The organism is Exiguobacterium aurantiacum DSM 6208, assembly GCF_000702585.1.
Classification (GTDB): domain Bacteria; phylum Bacillota; class Bacilli; order Exiguobacteriales; family Exiguobacteriaceae; genus Exiguobacterium; species Exiguobacterium aurantiacum.
The window spans coordinates 802,593-817,896 of record NZ_JNIQ01000001.1 but is presented as its reverse complement, the minus strand read 5'-3'; the positions used below and the strand labels follow the sequence as shown (position 1 = coordinate 817,896).

At 55.9% G+C, this 15,304-nt stretch carries 15 protein-coding genes; 6 read left to right on the top strand and 9 right to left on the bottom strand.

Annotated elements, in window-relative coordinates; all coding sequences use genetic code 11:
- Positions 1-425: 425 nt before the first annotated feature.
- The 3 genes from P398_RS0104545 to ypfJ all read right to left on the bottom strand — a co-directional run bounded on the left by P398_RS0104545 (position 426) and on the right by ypfJ (position 2,699).
- A complete protein-coding gene (locus tag P398_RS0104545; protein ID WP_029334208.1) occupies positions 426-890 on the bottom strand; it encodes a GNAT family N-acetyltransferase in 465 nt (154 codons plus the stop codon).
- On the bottom strand, positions 887-1,735 hold the full coding sequence (locus tag P398_RS0104540) for a MurR/RpiR family transcriptional regulator (protein WP_024371136.1): 849 nt from the start codon (positions 1,733-1,735) through the stop codon (positions 887-889). Before P398_RS0104540 ends, P398_RS0104545 begins: the two co-directional genes overlap by 4 nt.
- Positions 1,736-1,841: 106 nt before the next feature.
- The gene (gene ypfJ / locus P398_RS0104535) at positions 1,842-2,699 is read right to left on the bottom strand and encodes a KPN_02809 family neutral zinc metallopeptidase (protein WP_029334207.1); all 858 of its coding nucleotides are present in this window, start codon (positions 2,697-2,699) and stop codon (positions 1,842-1,844) included.
- A 154-nt stretch (positions 2,700-2,853) separates the two neighbouring features.
- On the opposite strand from ypfJ, the gene P398_RS0104530 reads away from it, so the two are divergent.
- Entirely contained in the window at positions 2,854-3,633 is a 780-nt protein-coding gene (locus P398_RS0104530; RefSeq protein ID WP_029334206.1) for a VLRF1 family aeRF1-type release factor, read from the top strand.
- Positions 3,634-3,700: 67 nt separating this feature from the next.
- Positions 3,701-3,889 (top strand): 2-hydroxymuconate tautomerase, encoded by a 189-nt coding sequence (locus P398_RS0104525; protein WP_012727443.1) that lies wholly within the window; start codon positions 3,701-3,703, stop codon positions 3,887-3,889.
- 39 nt (positions 3,890-3,928) lie between these two features.
- Here P398_RS0104525 and P398_RS0104520 read toward each other — a convergent pair whose 3' ends face one another.
- Positions 3,929-5,515 (bottom strand): Na/Pi cotransporter family protein, encoded by a 1,587-nt coding sequence (locus P398_RS0104520; protein WP_029334205.1) that lies wholly within the window; start codon positions 5,513-5,515, stop codon positions 3,929-3,931.
- Positions 5,516-5,537: 22 nt separating this feature from the next.
- Positions 5,538-6,833, bottom strand: coding sequence for an HD domain-containing protein (locus P398_RS0104515; protein WP_029334204.1), 1,296 nt, complete (start codon positions 6,831-6,833; stop codon positions 5,538-5,540).
- 105 nt (positions 6,834-6,938) lie between these two features.
- Between P398_RS0104515 and P398_RS0104510 the strand changes: the two genes are divergently transcribed.
- Together P398_RS0104510 and P398_RS0104505 are read left to right on the top strand one after the other, a co-directional pair.
- Positions 6,939-7,781, top strand: coding sequence for a lipoate--protein ligase family protein (locus tag P398_RS0104510; protein WP_115336672.1), 843 nt, complete (start codon positions 6,939-6,941; stop codon positions 7,779-7,781).
- A gap of 4 nt (positions 7,782-7,785) precedes the next feature.
- A complete protein-coding gene (locus tag P398_RS0104505; RefSeq protein WP_029334202.1) occupies positions 7,786-8,631 on the top strand; it encodes a DegV family protein in 846 nt (281 codons plus the stop codon).
- Between the two features lie 50 nt (positions 8,632-8,681).
- Here the strand turns inward: P398_RS0104505 and P398_RS0104500 are convergent, their stop codons facing one another.
- Positions 8,682-10,631: a glycoside hydrolase family 3 protein gene (locus tag P398_RS0104500; RefSeq protein ID WP_029334201.1), complete on the bottom strand. Its 1,950-nt coding sequence runs from the start codon at positions 10,629-10,631 to the stop codon at positions 8,682-8,684.
- A 325-nt stretch (positions 10,632-10,956) separates the two neighbouring features.
- Between P398_RS0104500 and lipA the strand changes: the two genes are divergently transcribed.
- Together lipA and P398_RS0104490 are read left to right on the top strand one after the other, a co-directional pair.
- Positions 10,957-11,856: a lipoyl synthase gene (lipA, locus tag P398_RS0104495; RefSeq protein ID WP_255313318.1), complete on the top strand. Its 900-nt coding sequence runs from the start codon at positions 10,957-10,959 to the stop codon at positions 11,854-11,856.
- An 18-nt stretch (positions 11,857-11,874) separates the two neighbouring features.
- Positions 11,875-12,705, top strand: coding sequence for a lipoate--protein ligase family protein (locus P398_RS0104490; RefSeq protein WP_029334199.1), 831 nt, complete (start codon positions 11,875-11,877; stop codon positions 12,703-12,705).
- 26 nt (positions 12,706-12,731) lie between these two features.
- Here the strand turns inward: P398_RS0104490 and amyS are convergent, their stop codons facing one another.
- The 3 genes from amyS to P398_RS0104475 all read right to left on the bottom strand — a co-directional run bounded on the left by amyS (position 12,732) and on the right by P398_RS0104475 (position 15,304).
- Entirely contained in the window at positions 12,732-14,276 is a 1,545-nt protein-coding gene (gene amyS, locus P398_RS0104485; protein WP_029334198.1) for an alpha-amylase, read from the bottom strand.
- A gap of 171 nt (positions 14,277-14,447) precedes the next feature.
- The gene (locus P398_RS0104480) at positions 14,448-14,975 is read right to left on the bottom strand and encodes a DUF2812 domain-containing protein (protein ID WP_029334197.1); all 528 of its coding nucleotides are present in this window, start codon (positions 14,973-14,975) and stop codon (positions 14,448-14,450) included.
- The gene (locus P398_RS0104475; protein WP_029334196.1) at positions 14,972-15,304 is read right to left on the bottom strand and encodes a PadR family transcriptional regulator; all 333 of its coding nucleotides are present in this window, start codon (positions 15,302-15,304) and stop codon (positions 14,972-14,974) included. The genes P398_RS0104480 and P398_RS0104475 overlap by 4 nt, the downstream gene beginning before the upstream one ends.

Below are 15,304 nucleotides of genomic sequence, written 5' to 3'. Positions count from 1 at the left end.
CATAGCCCGCCTTTAGGCATGGGATGAAAGTGAGTTCGAATGTGAAGAACATCCGACATTCGGGTATATATATTCCATAGACAAGTACAAGTCTCTAAAACGCCCGTGTCCATCGCACCTTGAGAATCGTATCCGGTTCGGTCACGAAAACATGTGACCGGTAAAACGATGCCTGTCGTCACGTAAAAGACGCTAAAACATCAGGTGGACACACCTGCAACGACCTGTGGTGGATGGTAACAGTCCATCAGCCTGAGAACCTATATGGTCTGTCTCAGGAGGGGTGATGGCACACCCTCATCTGAAGGCTTGAGCAAAACAGAAATGGACTGCGCTCGCACAAGCACTTCAGAATCCCACGGTTTCAATCGTGGGAGTGTCAAAAATTCTTCTAAATGAAAAACCCGACTGCTTTCGCGTCGAGTTTACGGATCAATCGTCTTAATGAGGACGTGGACACGGTCGCCCCGCGCCGTCACGGACTCTTTCTCATAGGTGTAGCCTTGCCGTCGCCAAAAGCGATACGCCCGCTCGTTATGTGGAAGGACGCCGCGCCGGAATACCGAATGATGGGGAAGCATCTGTTCTTGCTCGAGCTGTTCGTAAAGCGTTTGTGCGATTCCGTTGTCGTGGAATCGTTCATCGACGACGAACAAGCCGAGCCAAAGCGAGCCATCGGTCGGATGCCTTCTCAACAAGTCGGCGATGGCAACCACGTCATCATCCGTTTCCATCAACAGACTGACCGTCCCGCCCGCCTCGAAGTCCGCCACGTTCTCCACACAAAACGCATCGATTGTCTGGCCGTTCATAGCGGCGAATGTGACTTGACGACGAAGGAACGACTCGAGCCGGTCTTTGTCTGATCCGGTATACGACCGAATCTTCATCGCCGCAGCTTCACCATCTCGTCGCGCGCCTCGGCGTACTTATCGATGAGTCCTTCCCCTTTACGGTGAAGCAGACCCATGTAGAGCGTGTCGATGATCGTCAGTTGCGTCATGCGTGAGGCGATGCTCGCGATTCTAAAGTCGCGTTCGACGTTCGGTGTACAGAGCCGGACGTCGGCTTCGCGGTAAAGCGGGGACTTGTCGAGGTCGGTGATGGCAACGACAGGAACGCCTTGCTTTTTCGCGAAGCGGACAAGTTCGAGGACGTCTTTCGTCCGTCCCGACGTGCTGATCGCGACGAAGACATCGGTCGACCCGAGGTGCGGGATGAGTGATAACATATAATGAAAATCTTGCGACGTCTGCGCCGCATAACCCAGTTTCGTGAACTTGTATTGGGCGTCATACGCCGCCGTCGACGAGCCGCCGACGCCGTAAAAAACGACGCGGTTGGCGCGGGCGAACGTGTCAATCGCATGTTCGAGCTCGCGCTTGTCCATCGCCTCCGCACACGCCTCGACGGCCATCTTGTTGACGTGGATGACTTTTTGGAACGAGTCGTAAGGGGTATCTTTCTGTTGGAGCACGTTGAAGTCGGTCAACGTCGTCTCGGTGATGGCCAAGTCTTTTACGAGCGCAAGTTTGAACGCCTTGAAACTGTCGATGCCGACGACGCGAGCGAAACGGACGATGCTCGCCTCGGACACATCGGTCTTTAACGCGAGCTCTTTCGTCGTCATGTTCGGGACGAGTGTCGAGTGCGTCAAAATATAGTCCGCGATTTTTTTCTCGACGGACGTCATCTCGCTTAAGGCGAGTTCGATTTTTTTTAGTAAGGATTCCATCCGGTCATCCCCTTCCTGCTACTGGTGTCTTGTTCTAATGATAGCGGATTCTTTCGACACAAGCCAACAGCAATCAAAAAGGCCGAGCATCCGCTCGACCTTTTGCTCATAAATTTTTCGTGTTAAACGTGTCCCCGCCTTGAATCGTCCCGTTTTGGAATCCTTTTTCGAACCAACGTTTCCGCTGCTCGGACGTCCCGTGCGTGAACGAGTCCGGTGTGACATAACCGCGTGCTTGTTTTTGAAGCGTGTCGTCGCCGATCTGGTGAGCGGCGTTCATCGCTTCTTCAAAGTCGCCCGCTTCGAGATAGCCCATCCCTTGGGCATGGTGGGCCCAAACCCCGGCATAATAATCGGCCTGAAGCTCGAACCGGACCAAGTATTTATTGAACTCCGCCTCGCTCATCTGATTTCGGAGCGGCATGATCTCGTTCGTCGTCCCGAGAAGCGTCTGAACGTGATGCCCGACCTCATGGGCGACGACGTACGCCATCGCGAAGTCCCCTGGCGCGTTGAAGCGCTGGCTCAGTTCATCGTAGAAACTTAAATCGATGTATAGCTTCTGGTCGCCCGGGCAATAGAACGGTCCGACGGCGGAACCGGCGATCCCGCACGCGGATTCGACTTGTCCGGAGAACAAGACGAGCGTCGGTTCCCGGTACGTGAGCCCGTTCTCGGCGAAGATGTCGGTCCACACTTCCTCGGTGTCCCGTAACACGACCGAGACGAAGTCGTCGGCCATCTCTTCTTCCCGGGCCGAGCCTTGATACGTTTCCGAGGATTGCGGTTCATTCAACCCGATGTTGTTGACGATGTCGGCCGGATTCCCGCCATTGAGCAACGTGAAGACGATGACCAAGATGAGACCGAAGCCACCCCCGATTCCCGCGATGCCTTTCCCACCGACACGTTGTCCCCGTCGATCCTCCACGTTCCGGCTGGCCTGTCTGCCCTTCCATTTCATATGTCGTTCCTCCTACGTCTAGTCTGTCTTTTTACTTACCCCGTTTCTAGACGTTTCGCACCTGAATTTTCACGATTTCCCATCGTCTTCCGTGTTTGAGCACCGTCCAAGTAGGTAACAGGTTAAGAGAACGTTGACTTAAGGAGGAATGGATATGGGATTAGCGAGTGATTTGAAGCGATTACGAAACGTTGAGTGTAAAGACAAGTGCGTCTTGTCGGTCTATTTGAACACGGGACCGAACCAACAAGGCGACTGGAACATTCATTTGAAAAATGGATTGAAGCGGATCGGTGAATACTTGGAAGCGTCAGGAAACGAAGCACAGCAAAAGAGCTTCAAAAAGATGCGCAAAAAAGTCGAAGACGAGCTAGGCAAACATCGGAACGATCTCGCTCGGAGCCTCGTCATTTTCGCCTCTGAAGAGAACGACCTGTTCGAGACGTACTATTTGCAGCACGACGTCGAGACGGCGTTCCATTGGGAGACGAAACCGGTACTCGAGCCGCTCGAAGCGCTACAAGCGAAGTACCCGGCGACCGGTGTTATCTTGACGAACCTCGACCACGTGACCGTCCTCGATACATCACTCGGCCATATCGACGCCGCTTTCTCGTTCGCGTTCGACCCTGAGACCGAAGAATGGGTCCGATTCGAAGGGACAGCGTCGGGTGACCGGATGGCTTCAAGCAGCTCGCAAGTCGACAAGTTCGATCGTCGCCTCGCCGAGAACTTGAATCGCTTCTACCGGGACCTCGCCCAGACGGTCGAACAGATGAAAGGCGCGCACGACTGGGAAGGGCTCGTCGTCATCGGTGAGGCCGAGCTCGCCAACTCGTTCCGTGACGAGTTGCGAACGAAACCGGAGCGAGTCATCCATAAAAACTTGTCCAAATCGAGTGAGCCAAAAATCATCGAAGCGGCATTCCATTGATTTTCTGCTTTCTTCGGGCTCCCGGATTCTCTAAAATATAAGAGAACGAGGAAAAGGAGGAATCAGTATGCCATACGTAACCGTTAAAATGTTGCCCGGTCGCACGGTCGAACAGAAACGTGCCTTGATCGAGAAAGTGACGGACGCCGTCTCTGAGACGACGAACGCACCGAAAGAAAACATCACCGTCTTCATCGAAGAGATGGACGCGACGCATTACGGCCAAGCCGGCGTCATGCACGCGGACAAGAAGTAACACGAGCACCCGATCGTCACTCGACGACCGGGTGTTTTTTTAGTCCTCTAAGTTCACTTCGAATCGTTCACTCGACACGGTCGGCTTAATCAAATGCCGCGTCGCCCGCCAGACGTGATAGCCGATCCGGTCGAGCCAGAGAAGCGCCTGTACTTTTCGAATCGACGACTCCATCTCGAGCTGATTCGTCGCGGCCTCTTCAAGCAACTCGGCCCGGTGCGCTTTCCGGTACTCGGCCAATTGTTTCGAGGCACTTTTCCATCGGCTCGACTCCTCCGGCGGGGTGTGATGATTCAGGCCATCGACGAGTTCGAGCTCATGCAAGACGAGCTGACGGGCGACCAAAAAGTCGGTGTCCCGCAACACATCATCCGGCTCGACTTCACGCATGACGAAGAGCCAACGCTCGAGGTGGTCGATCGTATGGAGCAGCGATATGTGTTGCCCGTAATCGTTGCGTCCTTTCGCCTCTTCCAGTTGAATCGTGCTCAAAAACACACGGACGTCCCCGAGCGTCTTTTCGACGAGTTGCAATTCGTCTTCGCGCTTTCGCCCTTCCTCGAGCAACAAGCGCGTCTCATTGCCGAGATAACGCTCGATTTCAATCAAAGAGCGCCTTGCCGCCTCGAGAGCGACGGCCGGGATGCGCGACATGTTCGGGTCCAAGAACCGGGTCAACTTCTCGGCCCGGCTCGGGATCCACGTCAACAAGCGGCGGCTGAACGCCTCGTGGAACGGTAAGAACGTCAACACACCGAGCAAGTGGAACGAGGTGTGAAACAAGGCGAGCCGCAACAGTTCGTTCCAATTCAGGCGGTCGGCAATCCCGTTGACGACCCCGAACAGCAGCGGGAACGTCAACCATCCGATCACTAATATCGACCCGTGGATGAGGACGTGGGCGAGCACGATCCGTCTTGCCGATTTCCACCCTCCGATTGAACCGATGGCGACGACGAGGCTCGTCCCTGCGCTCTGGCCGAGAACGAGCAGGCACGCTTGCGTGAGCGACACCGTATCGGTCGCGAGCGCCGTCATCGTCAAGACGAGTCCGATCGTCGATGACTGCAGGACCGCCGTCATGAAGAGCCCCGTTCCGAGGAGCGCGAGTTGGTGGAGCGGCGTCTCGGCGTTCCACTCATTGAGGGAGAACGTCACGACGTCACGCATCGCTTCTTGCAGCGTGCCGATGCCGACGAAGATGAGACCGATCCCGACGAACAGCATGCCGATCCGTTTGACACGGCGGTCGATGAGCCGTAGGGCCATCCCGACCCCGATGAGCGGTAAAAACAATTGACGGATATCCAAGTTATAACCGAGGAGCGCCACGATCCACCCGGTCGTCGCACTGCCCGCGTTGGCCCCGATGACGAGCGTCAGTGCCTGCACGAACGTCAACAGTCCGGCGCTGACGAAGCCGATCGTCATGAGCGTCGTCACGGTCGATGATTGAAACAACGTCGTCATCGTCGCCCCGAGCATGGCGCCCGCGACCGGCCCTTCCGCGAACTGGTTGAGCCGGCGCCGGAGCCGCTCTCCGGCGAGGCTTTTCAACGTGTCCGTCAACAACATCATGCCGAGCAGGAAAATCCCGATTCCTCCGATTAATGTCGCGATCCCCATCGTGTCACTTCCTTTTCCGGTCTCAGTCCCCCCGTAACGTTGACAGCATCCACGATTTCTCCGAAGCATGGTCTTTCAAGTTGAGGAGCACGTCCTCCGGATAATAAATCTTCTCGTCCGACTGACGCGAATTAAGAATCGATTGGACGAGCATCGATACTTCCGAGATTTCACGGCGCTCGCCGTCGTTCATCTGCAGGAGAATCCCTTCATAGTTGCCATGTCCTTTATATAAATCGTACGGCAGTTGGCTCAATTGATCTTCGAGCAAGTAATAGCGCGTCGGCAAGCCGATCGTTTCCATCGTCTGTCTAAGACGGTCCATGTAACGGACCCGGCTCGCTTCCGGGAAGTTCTTATACTTCAACAGGCGACGATTGACGAAACGGCTCGCGAGATCCGCTAAAATCGCGTCGTCTTCTTCCATCCACTCTTGGAAATAGAAGTAGACGACCGTCTCGTCGAGCTTCAAGTAATGGGCGAGCGTCATGTCTTCGCGGTTGAAGATCGGGAGGAAATGGCGTGGTTCCATGTTGAACGTGTAACCCGACTCATACAGTTCTTGCGCCCGCTCGAGGACCGCTTTTAAGAGCAAGTCGCTCGACCGTGTCGCCGGGTGCAAATAGACTTGCCAGTACATCTGATAGCGGCGCATGATGTAGTCTTCAATCGTATGCATCCCCGACTGCTTGACGACGACTTGATCCTCATCCGGGCGAAGGACGCGAAGCATCCGTTCCAAGTCGAACTTGCCGTAACTGACGCCGGCGAAATGGGCGTCGCGAAGCAAATAGTCCATCCGGTCGACGTCGAGCTGAGAGCTGAGCATGTTGACGAGCAACCGGTTCGGATGCGTCTTGTTGATGATGGCCGCCACTTCTTCCGGGAAACCGACCCCCATCTCAGATAACACTTTATTCACTTCCGTATCGCCTAAGATGATGCGTTCGGTCCATACTTCGTGGCGCACGGAGAAGACGTGCTCGAACGCGTGCGAGAACGGGCCGTGACCGACGTCGTGCAGGAGCGCCGCCGCGAGCAACAGCTCCCGGTTCCGATCGTCCCACTCCGGGTATTCGTGGAATTGGTCGATGAGTTGGCGCGCGATCTCATATACACCGAGCGAATGGTGGAATCGGGTGTGCTCGGCCCCATGGAACGTCAAAAACGACGTGCCGAGCTGTTTGATGCGACGCAACCGTTGAAACTCTTTCGTGTTGATCAACTCCCAGATGAGATGATCATAGACGTAAATATAGCGATGAACCGGGTCTTTGAACACTTTCGACCCGGATAATTGACCTCGTGACGTGTACATGACGTTGCCCCCTACGTTTCAATAGTATGTATTTCGACTTCCAGCGAGTCGTTCCCTCCATGCTATAATGAAGAGGAAACTATCTTTTGAAAAGGAATTATGTATATGATCCATCCACTTTTACGCCAACCGACGTATCGCCTCATCGACCAGTCGTCGCTCGGTCCGATGTTCCAAGCCGAGCAATCGTTCGCGACCGACGACACGCTTTGCGCCTCGACGAAAATCCAAGGTGCGGTGCTCCGTGCCTGGGTCCATTTGAATACGGTCGTGCTCGGGATTCAAGACGCGCGCCTTCCCCACTTGAAAGACGGGATTCGTCTGTTGCACGAACGCGGCTATCGCCCCGTCGTTCGAAATTCGGGAGGACTTGCTGTCGTCCTTGACGAAGATGTATTGAACTTATCTCTTATTCTACCCGAGAATGACGGGATTCAAATCGACAGCGGCTACGAAGCGATGACGTCGCTCATCCAGCACATGTTCCGTGATGTGACCGATGCGATCGTCGCCGGTGAGATTGTCGGCTCCTATTGCCCCGGCAGCTTCGACTTGTCGATCGACGGCAAAAAGTTCGCCGGCATCTCGCAACGCCGCGTCCGCGGCGGCGTCGCCGTTCAAATCTATTTGAGCGTCCGTAAGAGCGGGAGCGAACGCGCCGCCCTCATCCGCGACTTTTATGACGCCGCGATTCAAGGCGAACCGACGCGACACACGTATCCAGCGATCGTGCCTGAGACGATGGCTTCGCTCGAGGAACTGCTCGACATCCCGCTCACCGTCCACGACGTGTTGAAACGGGCGTACAACGTGCTCGGCAGCGTCAGCGAGCTTCAATCAGGGACGCTCGACGCAGCAGAACAAGACACGCTCGCCGCTCAACTCGACCGTATGTGGAAACGAAATGAACCGATTCGCGACATCGAACACCAACTAACAGAGGAGTGAACGCATGTTTAAAATCATCACAGACACCGGCGCCGATTTGACTCAAGACCAAATCGTCGAATATGGCCTAGAACTATTACCGCTCGGAGTCATCATCGACAATGAAGAATTTTTAGACGGCGAGACGATCCAACCGAAAGACGTGTACGCCACGATGCGTGACGGCAAGACGCCGAAGACGTTCCAAATCGAGGCCGCGCGCCTCGAGCATTGCTTCCGGCAACATCTCGAGTCGGAGATCCCGTTCCTGTATCTCGCCTTCTCGGGTGAACTGTCGGGCACGTACCAGACGGCCGTCATGGTCGGCAACGCGTTAAAAGAAGAATACCCGGACGGCACGTTCCATATTCTCGATACGCGTGCCGCCTCGGTCGGGCAAGGCCTGTTCGTCAAGACGGTCGCTGAGTACGGGCAAGAGCATACATACGAAGAGACCGTCGCCTATGCGTCGACGCTCGTCGGCAAGATTCGTCACTTGTTCACGGTCGAATCGCTCGAATATTTGATGCGCGGTGGTCGCGTCTCGAAAGCGAGCGCGTTCATCGGTGACTTGCTCACCATCCTCCCGCTCCTCACGGTCGAAGACGGGAAACTCGTCCCGATCGAGAAGATTCGCGGCCATAAGAAAGTGTTGCGCCGCATCACGGAATGGATGACCGAATCGAAACCGATCGTCGAAGACGGGGACGTCTTTATCGGCCACGGGGACGATCCGGAAAAGGCGGACCAGTTCGAATCGATGCTTCGTGAACACGTCACACCGCGTCACGTGACGAAGACAATCGTCGGTTCGGCGATCGGGGCGCATACCGGCCCTGGCCTCCTCGTCGTCGCGTATTTTGAGGCGTAATCGATGGACGACCGAAAACAGCGAGCACCCACATGGGAGCTCGCTGTCTTTTATTTGTTCCAATTTTTGAAGCCGTCTCCGAACTCGAGATGAAGTTCGTTTTGGAACGTCCCGTTCTCGAACTTCGGTACGTCGACCGGGAGCTTGCCGCCCGGTTTCACTTCACCAAAAATGGCACGGATGCCGGCCGGTAAGTTCGGTCCGGCCGATTTCAAGTTGCCCGCCTCTGAGTCCGGTCCGTTCGGATCGCCTTTGAAACCGTAAATGAGGAGCTGGGCCGGTGCGTCCGGTTGCACGGCGACGTCATACGGGTTTCGGAGGCTTAAAAGCACCGATTTCTTCCCGGTCTCGTTCGCGTAACGGAACACTTCCGCCGGCACGTAGTTGTCCGCTGCATTCGGTCCAAGCTTCGCGCTGTTGTTGACGTTCGAGCCGACGATGATGTAGTCAGCCGCCTCGACTTTTGCTTTCAAGCCCGGGTTGCTGGCTAGACGCGGTGTCGACGCCGTGTAGTTCGCCGTCGTGACGACGACGTCTTTCATGTTGCCCGCGTTCTTCTTGAGCGACTTGATCGCCTTCACCATGCTGTCCGTCTGATCTTTTGCCGGCGAGATGACAAGGACCGTGTCCCCTTTTTTCGGCTTGAACGGGAGCGTCTTGTCGTCATTCTTCACGAGCGTGACAGCCGCTTCCGCGATCTCACGTTCTTTCGCTTTATGCTCGGCACTGCCGACGACCGCGTTCGCCTCGGCGAGTTTCGCCTCGAGCGTCGTCGTGTCGACCGACTCTTCCCAAATACCGCGTTCGGCTTTGAGCGTCAAGATGCGCTCGACGGCCGCATCGATTTTCGCTTCATCAAGACGTCCGCTCTCGACCGCTGCCATGACTTGTTCAAAGATTTTCTCGAGTTTCGTGACGTCCGCGTTCGTCCGCAAAATCGTCGGCATGAGGGCGATATCGACGCCCGCCTCGAACGTCTTGATGACGGCTTCGGCTTCTGTGAAGTTGTCCGAGATCGCCTGCATGTTCAAGGCGTCCGTGATGACGATACCGTTATAGCCCATCTCTTCACGCAACACGCCGGTGATGACATCGTCCGAAAGTGTCGCCGGGAGCGGGAACGTGCCGCGCGCCGATTCGACGACCTCGTCCTCGATTTGCGGCATGCCGATGTGCGCCGTCATGATCATGTCGATGCCTTCCGTGATGGCCCGTTTGAACGGAAGTAACTCTAAGCCGCGCAAGTCTTCAAGCGACTTGTCGACGATCGGGAGCCCGTAGTGGGAATCGACCGCCGTATCCCCGTGGCCCGGGAAATGTTTCGCCGTCGCGGCGACCCCTTGGTCTTGGATGCCTTGCGTCATCGCCGAGCCGAGCTCACCGACGAGTTCCGGATCGCTCGAGAACGAACGGACGCCGATGACCGGGTTGGCCGGATTGTTGTTGACGTCGAGGACAGGTCCGAAGTTGACGTTCACCCCGAGCGCGTTCAACTCTGAGCCGATGATGTTCCCCGCGTCATACGCATACTGGCTGCTGCGCGTCGCGCCGAGCGCCATGTTTCCCGGCAGGTTCGTGCCGGTACCGAGCCGCGTCACGATGCCGCCCTCTTGGTCGATCGTGATGAAGAGCGGGATGTCGTTGCTCTCGTCTTGTTTGACGACTTCTTGCAGGTCGTGGACGAGTTTCGTCGTCTGTTCGGTCTCGGTCACGTTCTCCGCGAACAAGATGACACCTCCGAGGTCGAACCGGTCGATGACGCGCGCCACGTCCGGTGCGAGCGTCGTGTGGTTGGCCCCGTTCCATAGTCGGAAGTCTGGCATGATCATTTGGCCGAGTTTCTGTTCGAGCGTCATGGCGTCAAGCTTGCTCGTCACTCGCTGTTCGACCGAGAGCGGTGGTGCCTCCTCGGCCACAACCGCGTTCGCCATCGGGACCGATGAGACGAGTAGTGCCGTCGTCAGTCCGAGTGTCGCCGTCCAGTTCAATGCTTTGTTCATGTTCCCCACTCCTTTTTGAAAGTTTTCCCCGACCCCCAAACGAAAAGGCATGGAGGAAGAAGCGTTGCCTCATCAACGCTCGTTCACCCCATGCCTGATCGTATCAGTTACATATGGTCCTTATTCAGGTGGTCAACGTCAGTATAGCAACTCCAAAATCCGGAAACAACACTTCTCATGAAAGCGTAACCAATTTGAAATAAACAACCTGTTTTGTAACAACCTTCCTCTGTATTGGCATAACCAATAATTTCGGTGGTTCGAATCCTCCTCGTTTTTTGGTAAACTCATTTCGTTAGGGGTTAACTTAAAAAAGGGGGAAATCATCTTGCCACGAGGGGAACTGAAACGAAAGCCGGAATGGTTAAAGATTAAACTGAACACGAACGAGACGTACACCGGTCTGAAAAACATGATGCGCGAGAAAAACCTACATACCGTCTGTGAGGAAGCGAAATGTCCGAACATTCATGAGTGTTGGGCCGTCCGCCGCACGGCGACGTTCATGATTCTTGGGAGCATTTGTACGCGGGCGTGCCGTTTCTGTGCCGTCACGACCGGCAAGCCGAACGAGCTCGACTGGGAAGAACCGAAGCGCGTCGCCGAGTCGGTGCGCCTCATGAACTTGAAGCACGTCGTCATCACGGCTGTCGCGCGCGACGACTTGAACGATTACGGGGCGACCGTGTTCGCCGAGACGGTCCGTGCCGTCCGAGCGATGAACCCGGAGACGTCGATCGAAGTATTGCCGTCTGACATGATGGGCGACTTCTCGGCGCTTCAGACATTGATTGATGCCGGTCCTGACATCATGAACCATAACTTGGAGACGGTGCGCCGCTTGACGCCGAGAGTCCGGGCGAAAGCGACATACGACCGCACGCTCGAGTTTTTGAAGCGCTCGAAAGAGCTGAACCCGGACATCCCGACGAAATCGTCGATCATGGTCGGGCTCGGCGAGACGAAAGACGAGTTGATTCAAGCGATGGATGATCTCCGGGCCCACCACGTCGATATTTTAACGCTCGGCCAATACTTGCAACCGACGAAGAAACACCTCGACGTCGAACGGTATTATCATCCGGACGAGTTCGCCGAATTGAAAGAGATCGCCCTCGCGAAAGGCTTCTCCCACTGTGAGGCCGGCCCGCTCGTCCGTTCGTCGTATCACGCCGACGAACAAGTCCACAAGGCGCGTCGCCACACGATGCTCCCAATCGATTAACAGAAAGAAGAGACGCTTATGAATGGAACGACGTGGCATTTGATCACGACAGAAGGCCGCACGCCGGCCGAGAACATGGCCATCGATGAAGCGGTCGCGACGTTCGTCGCACGAGGCGAACTGAAACCGACGCTCCGCTTTTATTCGTGGGCCCCGCACGCCATCAGCGTCGGCCGCTTTCAACGGGCGACGCGCGACCTCGACCGGGACGCGTTAACGAAGAACAAGATCCCGGTCGTCCGGCGACTGACCGGCGGCCGTGCCGTGCTCCATGCGGATGAGCTGACGTATAGCGTCATCTTGCCGGAGACGATGCCATCCCTCCCGACGAACGTCATCGAGAGCTATCGCCTGTTGACCGAAGGCGTACGGCGCGGATATCGCGCGCTCGACGTCCCCGCCGAGTTTTCCGTGCCGATGACGGAAGCCGACCGCGAAGCGCTCCGGAAACCGAAGTCTGCCGTCTGTTTCGACGCCGCTTCCTACTATGAACTCGCCGTCGACGGGAAGAAGATCGCCGGCAGCGCCCAAGTGCGTCATCAAGGCGCCGTCCTGCAGCATGGGTCAATCCCGTTATCAATGGACGATGACGTCTTGTTCGACTGCTTTAATTTAGAAGCAGATGAGAAACGCGAGGCGAAAGCCCGCTTCGGGTCCAAGGCCGTCTCGCTCAATGAGGCGCTCGGACGGTCGGTCGCGTTCGACGAAGTCGCCGCCGCGTTCACGGACGGGTTCCGCGACGCGTTCGATTTGACGTTCGAACCGTTGATCTTCACCGAGGCGCAACAAGAAGAAATCCGTCAGCTCGTCTTGAAGTACGAGAGTGACGAATGGATATGGAAACGCTAAAAAACGAGTCTCGCGACTCGTTTTTCTTATTGTTGTGTATAGATCGACACCGATCCCCCGTTGACGAAGAACTGGCCCCAGCCGTCCGCGTTGATCGTGACGAGGCGGCTATTGTTGCCGGTCATGTCTTTCCACACTTCACCGGCGTTTCGACGGCCGACGTACATCCATTTCGAGCCGCCCGGTCCGTCCGATAGAATCGTCGCGAGCCCTGACTTGGCACGGTCGGCCACACCTTCGCGCGTCCAGCCGATGACGTCGTGATGGTCGATATAGTCATGTTGCGTGCCGTAGGCGAAGTCTTTCCGTGCCTTCATGATCGGCTGCAGCGACGCCGACATGTTCGGGATCTCCCGGTTCGTCGTCCCTTTCGTCCCGTAGTAGTCACCGTAGAAGAGTGTCGGGTAGCCTTGTCCGCGCGTCATGATCGTCGCGTAGGCGAGCGGTTTGAACCAGTTGGCGACCGTCGATTCGAGCGATTGCCCCGGCTGCGAATCGTGGTTGTCGACGATCGTCACGGCGAGCGTCGGATGTTGCTCGACGACCGTCCCTTTCAAGATGTTGCGCATGTCATAGAATCCACCGCCGTTACCGGCCGCTTGGAAGTTATAATGGAGCGGCACATCGAAGACGGAATGCGTATACCCGGTCTTGGCCAAATAGTCGTTGATGGCGCCGAGGTCGTTCTTCCAATACTCGGCGACGGTGAACATCTCTTTTCCGGTCGTCTGCCTTACGCTCGTCACCCATTCCCGTAAATACGAATGACTAATGTGTTTGACCGCATCCAAGCGGAACCCGTCGAGTCCGAGCGAGTCGGCGTACCACTTGCCCCAGTTTTTCATCTCTTGTCTAACTTCCGGATGTTCAAAATCGACGTCGGCATACATGAGATAGTCATAGTTCCCGTTCTCGTTCGAGACGTCCGTGTCCCACGCCTTGCCCGTGCTCTTGAACTTGTAGATTCGGCTCAAGTTTCGCGATTGATCCCAATCGGTGCCGTCAAAGTGATACCAGCGCCATTTGAACGGCGAGTATGTATTGTTGCGCCCGGCGAAATTGAATCCGGTCCACGCCGATATCGCGTACTCGCCCGACGTCTCCTGATTTCGGTTCGACGGGTTGACCTCGATCGCTTGAACGGTCTCCGTATAGTCGGCGCCGCCTTTATGGTTGATGACGACGTCACCGTACACGCCGATGCCTTTTCCGCGCAAGTTCGTGATGGCCGACTGGAGCTGTGCTTTCGTCCCGTACTTCGTCCGGACGGTCCCTTTTTGATTGAACTCGCCGAGGTCATATAAGTCGTACGCGCCGTAGCCGACATCGTTTTGCGATGTGCCTTTATACGCGGGCGGGATCCATACCGTCGTCACCCCGATGTCTTTCAAATGTTGTGAATCGTTCGATAACCGATTCCAATGCAACCCATCGTTCGGGACGTACCATTCGAAGTATTGCATCATCGTGCCGTTCTGTGACGTCGCCGCTTGTGCGACCGGTTGCCCAGCCAGTAGTGCAATCGCTGTGACCCCTGCCGTCAAGGCAATCCCTTTCCGTCGTTTCCCCATTCGCTTTCCTCCTCAAAAGTTTAATGCAAGCGCTTTTATCAATCATCATTCCCGATTTCACTTTCGTTGAATAGAGGCTCGTGCTAAAACGGTGCTTCACGCCTAACTATTTTTTTCGTGAATAGTTCAGTCGACCAAAACAAAAACGGATGGCTTGTGCCATCCGCCTAGTCAGCTGTCATGTTCCATCCGTTTTCGCTTCACTAGAAAACCGAGGTACGGGAGTCCGGTGAAGATGAGTCCGATTGTGATGATCAGATAAACCACGAAGAGCGCCGTCGCCATCACGCTCGACCAATCGAGTTGCATCAACAGGAGCAAGCCGATCCACACGACGAGAAACGTGAGCGCCGTCCGTCCCATCTGGCGCTCTTCTGACGCATACTTCGCGATCATCGTCTCACGGTCTGAGTAGATTGGCCGTGCATCCGGCCGGCCTTTGAAGATGTGAATCTCGTCCCCGGTCGAGGTCACGTGCTCCCACCCGCTCGCCGCGAACATCTCGAAATACTCTTCGTCCGGACGCGTCCGGTAATCGAGGCTGTACTGGACGTCTACCGGTTCGCCTTCGACCAATGAATAGCCGAGTGGTGCGAACTTTTCTAAGTGCCAGCCCCGAGCTGCCATCTGTTCGAGCTTTCGCATCTCACGTTCTTCGGCAAACGCAAGCCCCCAGCTCGACATGTACTTCCGTTTCATACGTGTCCCTCCCCTTCTAAAATGAACCGTGCATCCTCGACAATCGCTTGGCGTCGCTTCACATCATCGCGGAGCAAATCGCGCCCCGCATCTGTGATCAAGTAACTCTTTTTCTTCCCGTCTCCGTCAAGCGGGTGGATGAGCCCCGCAGCGACGAGCTTCTTGATAATCGTATACATCGAAGCCGGCCCGATTTGCATCCGGCCCGCCGTCAACTCCTCGACGAACTGCATAATCAAGTAGCCGTGTCTCGGCTCGGTCAAGGCGAGCAAAATATAAAACATGCTGTCGGTCAACTCGCCGAGCTCAATCGTGTCATTACGTGGCAT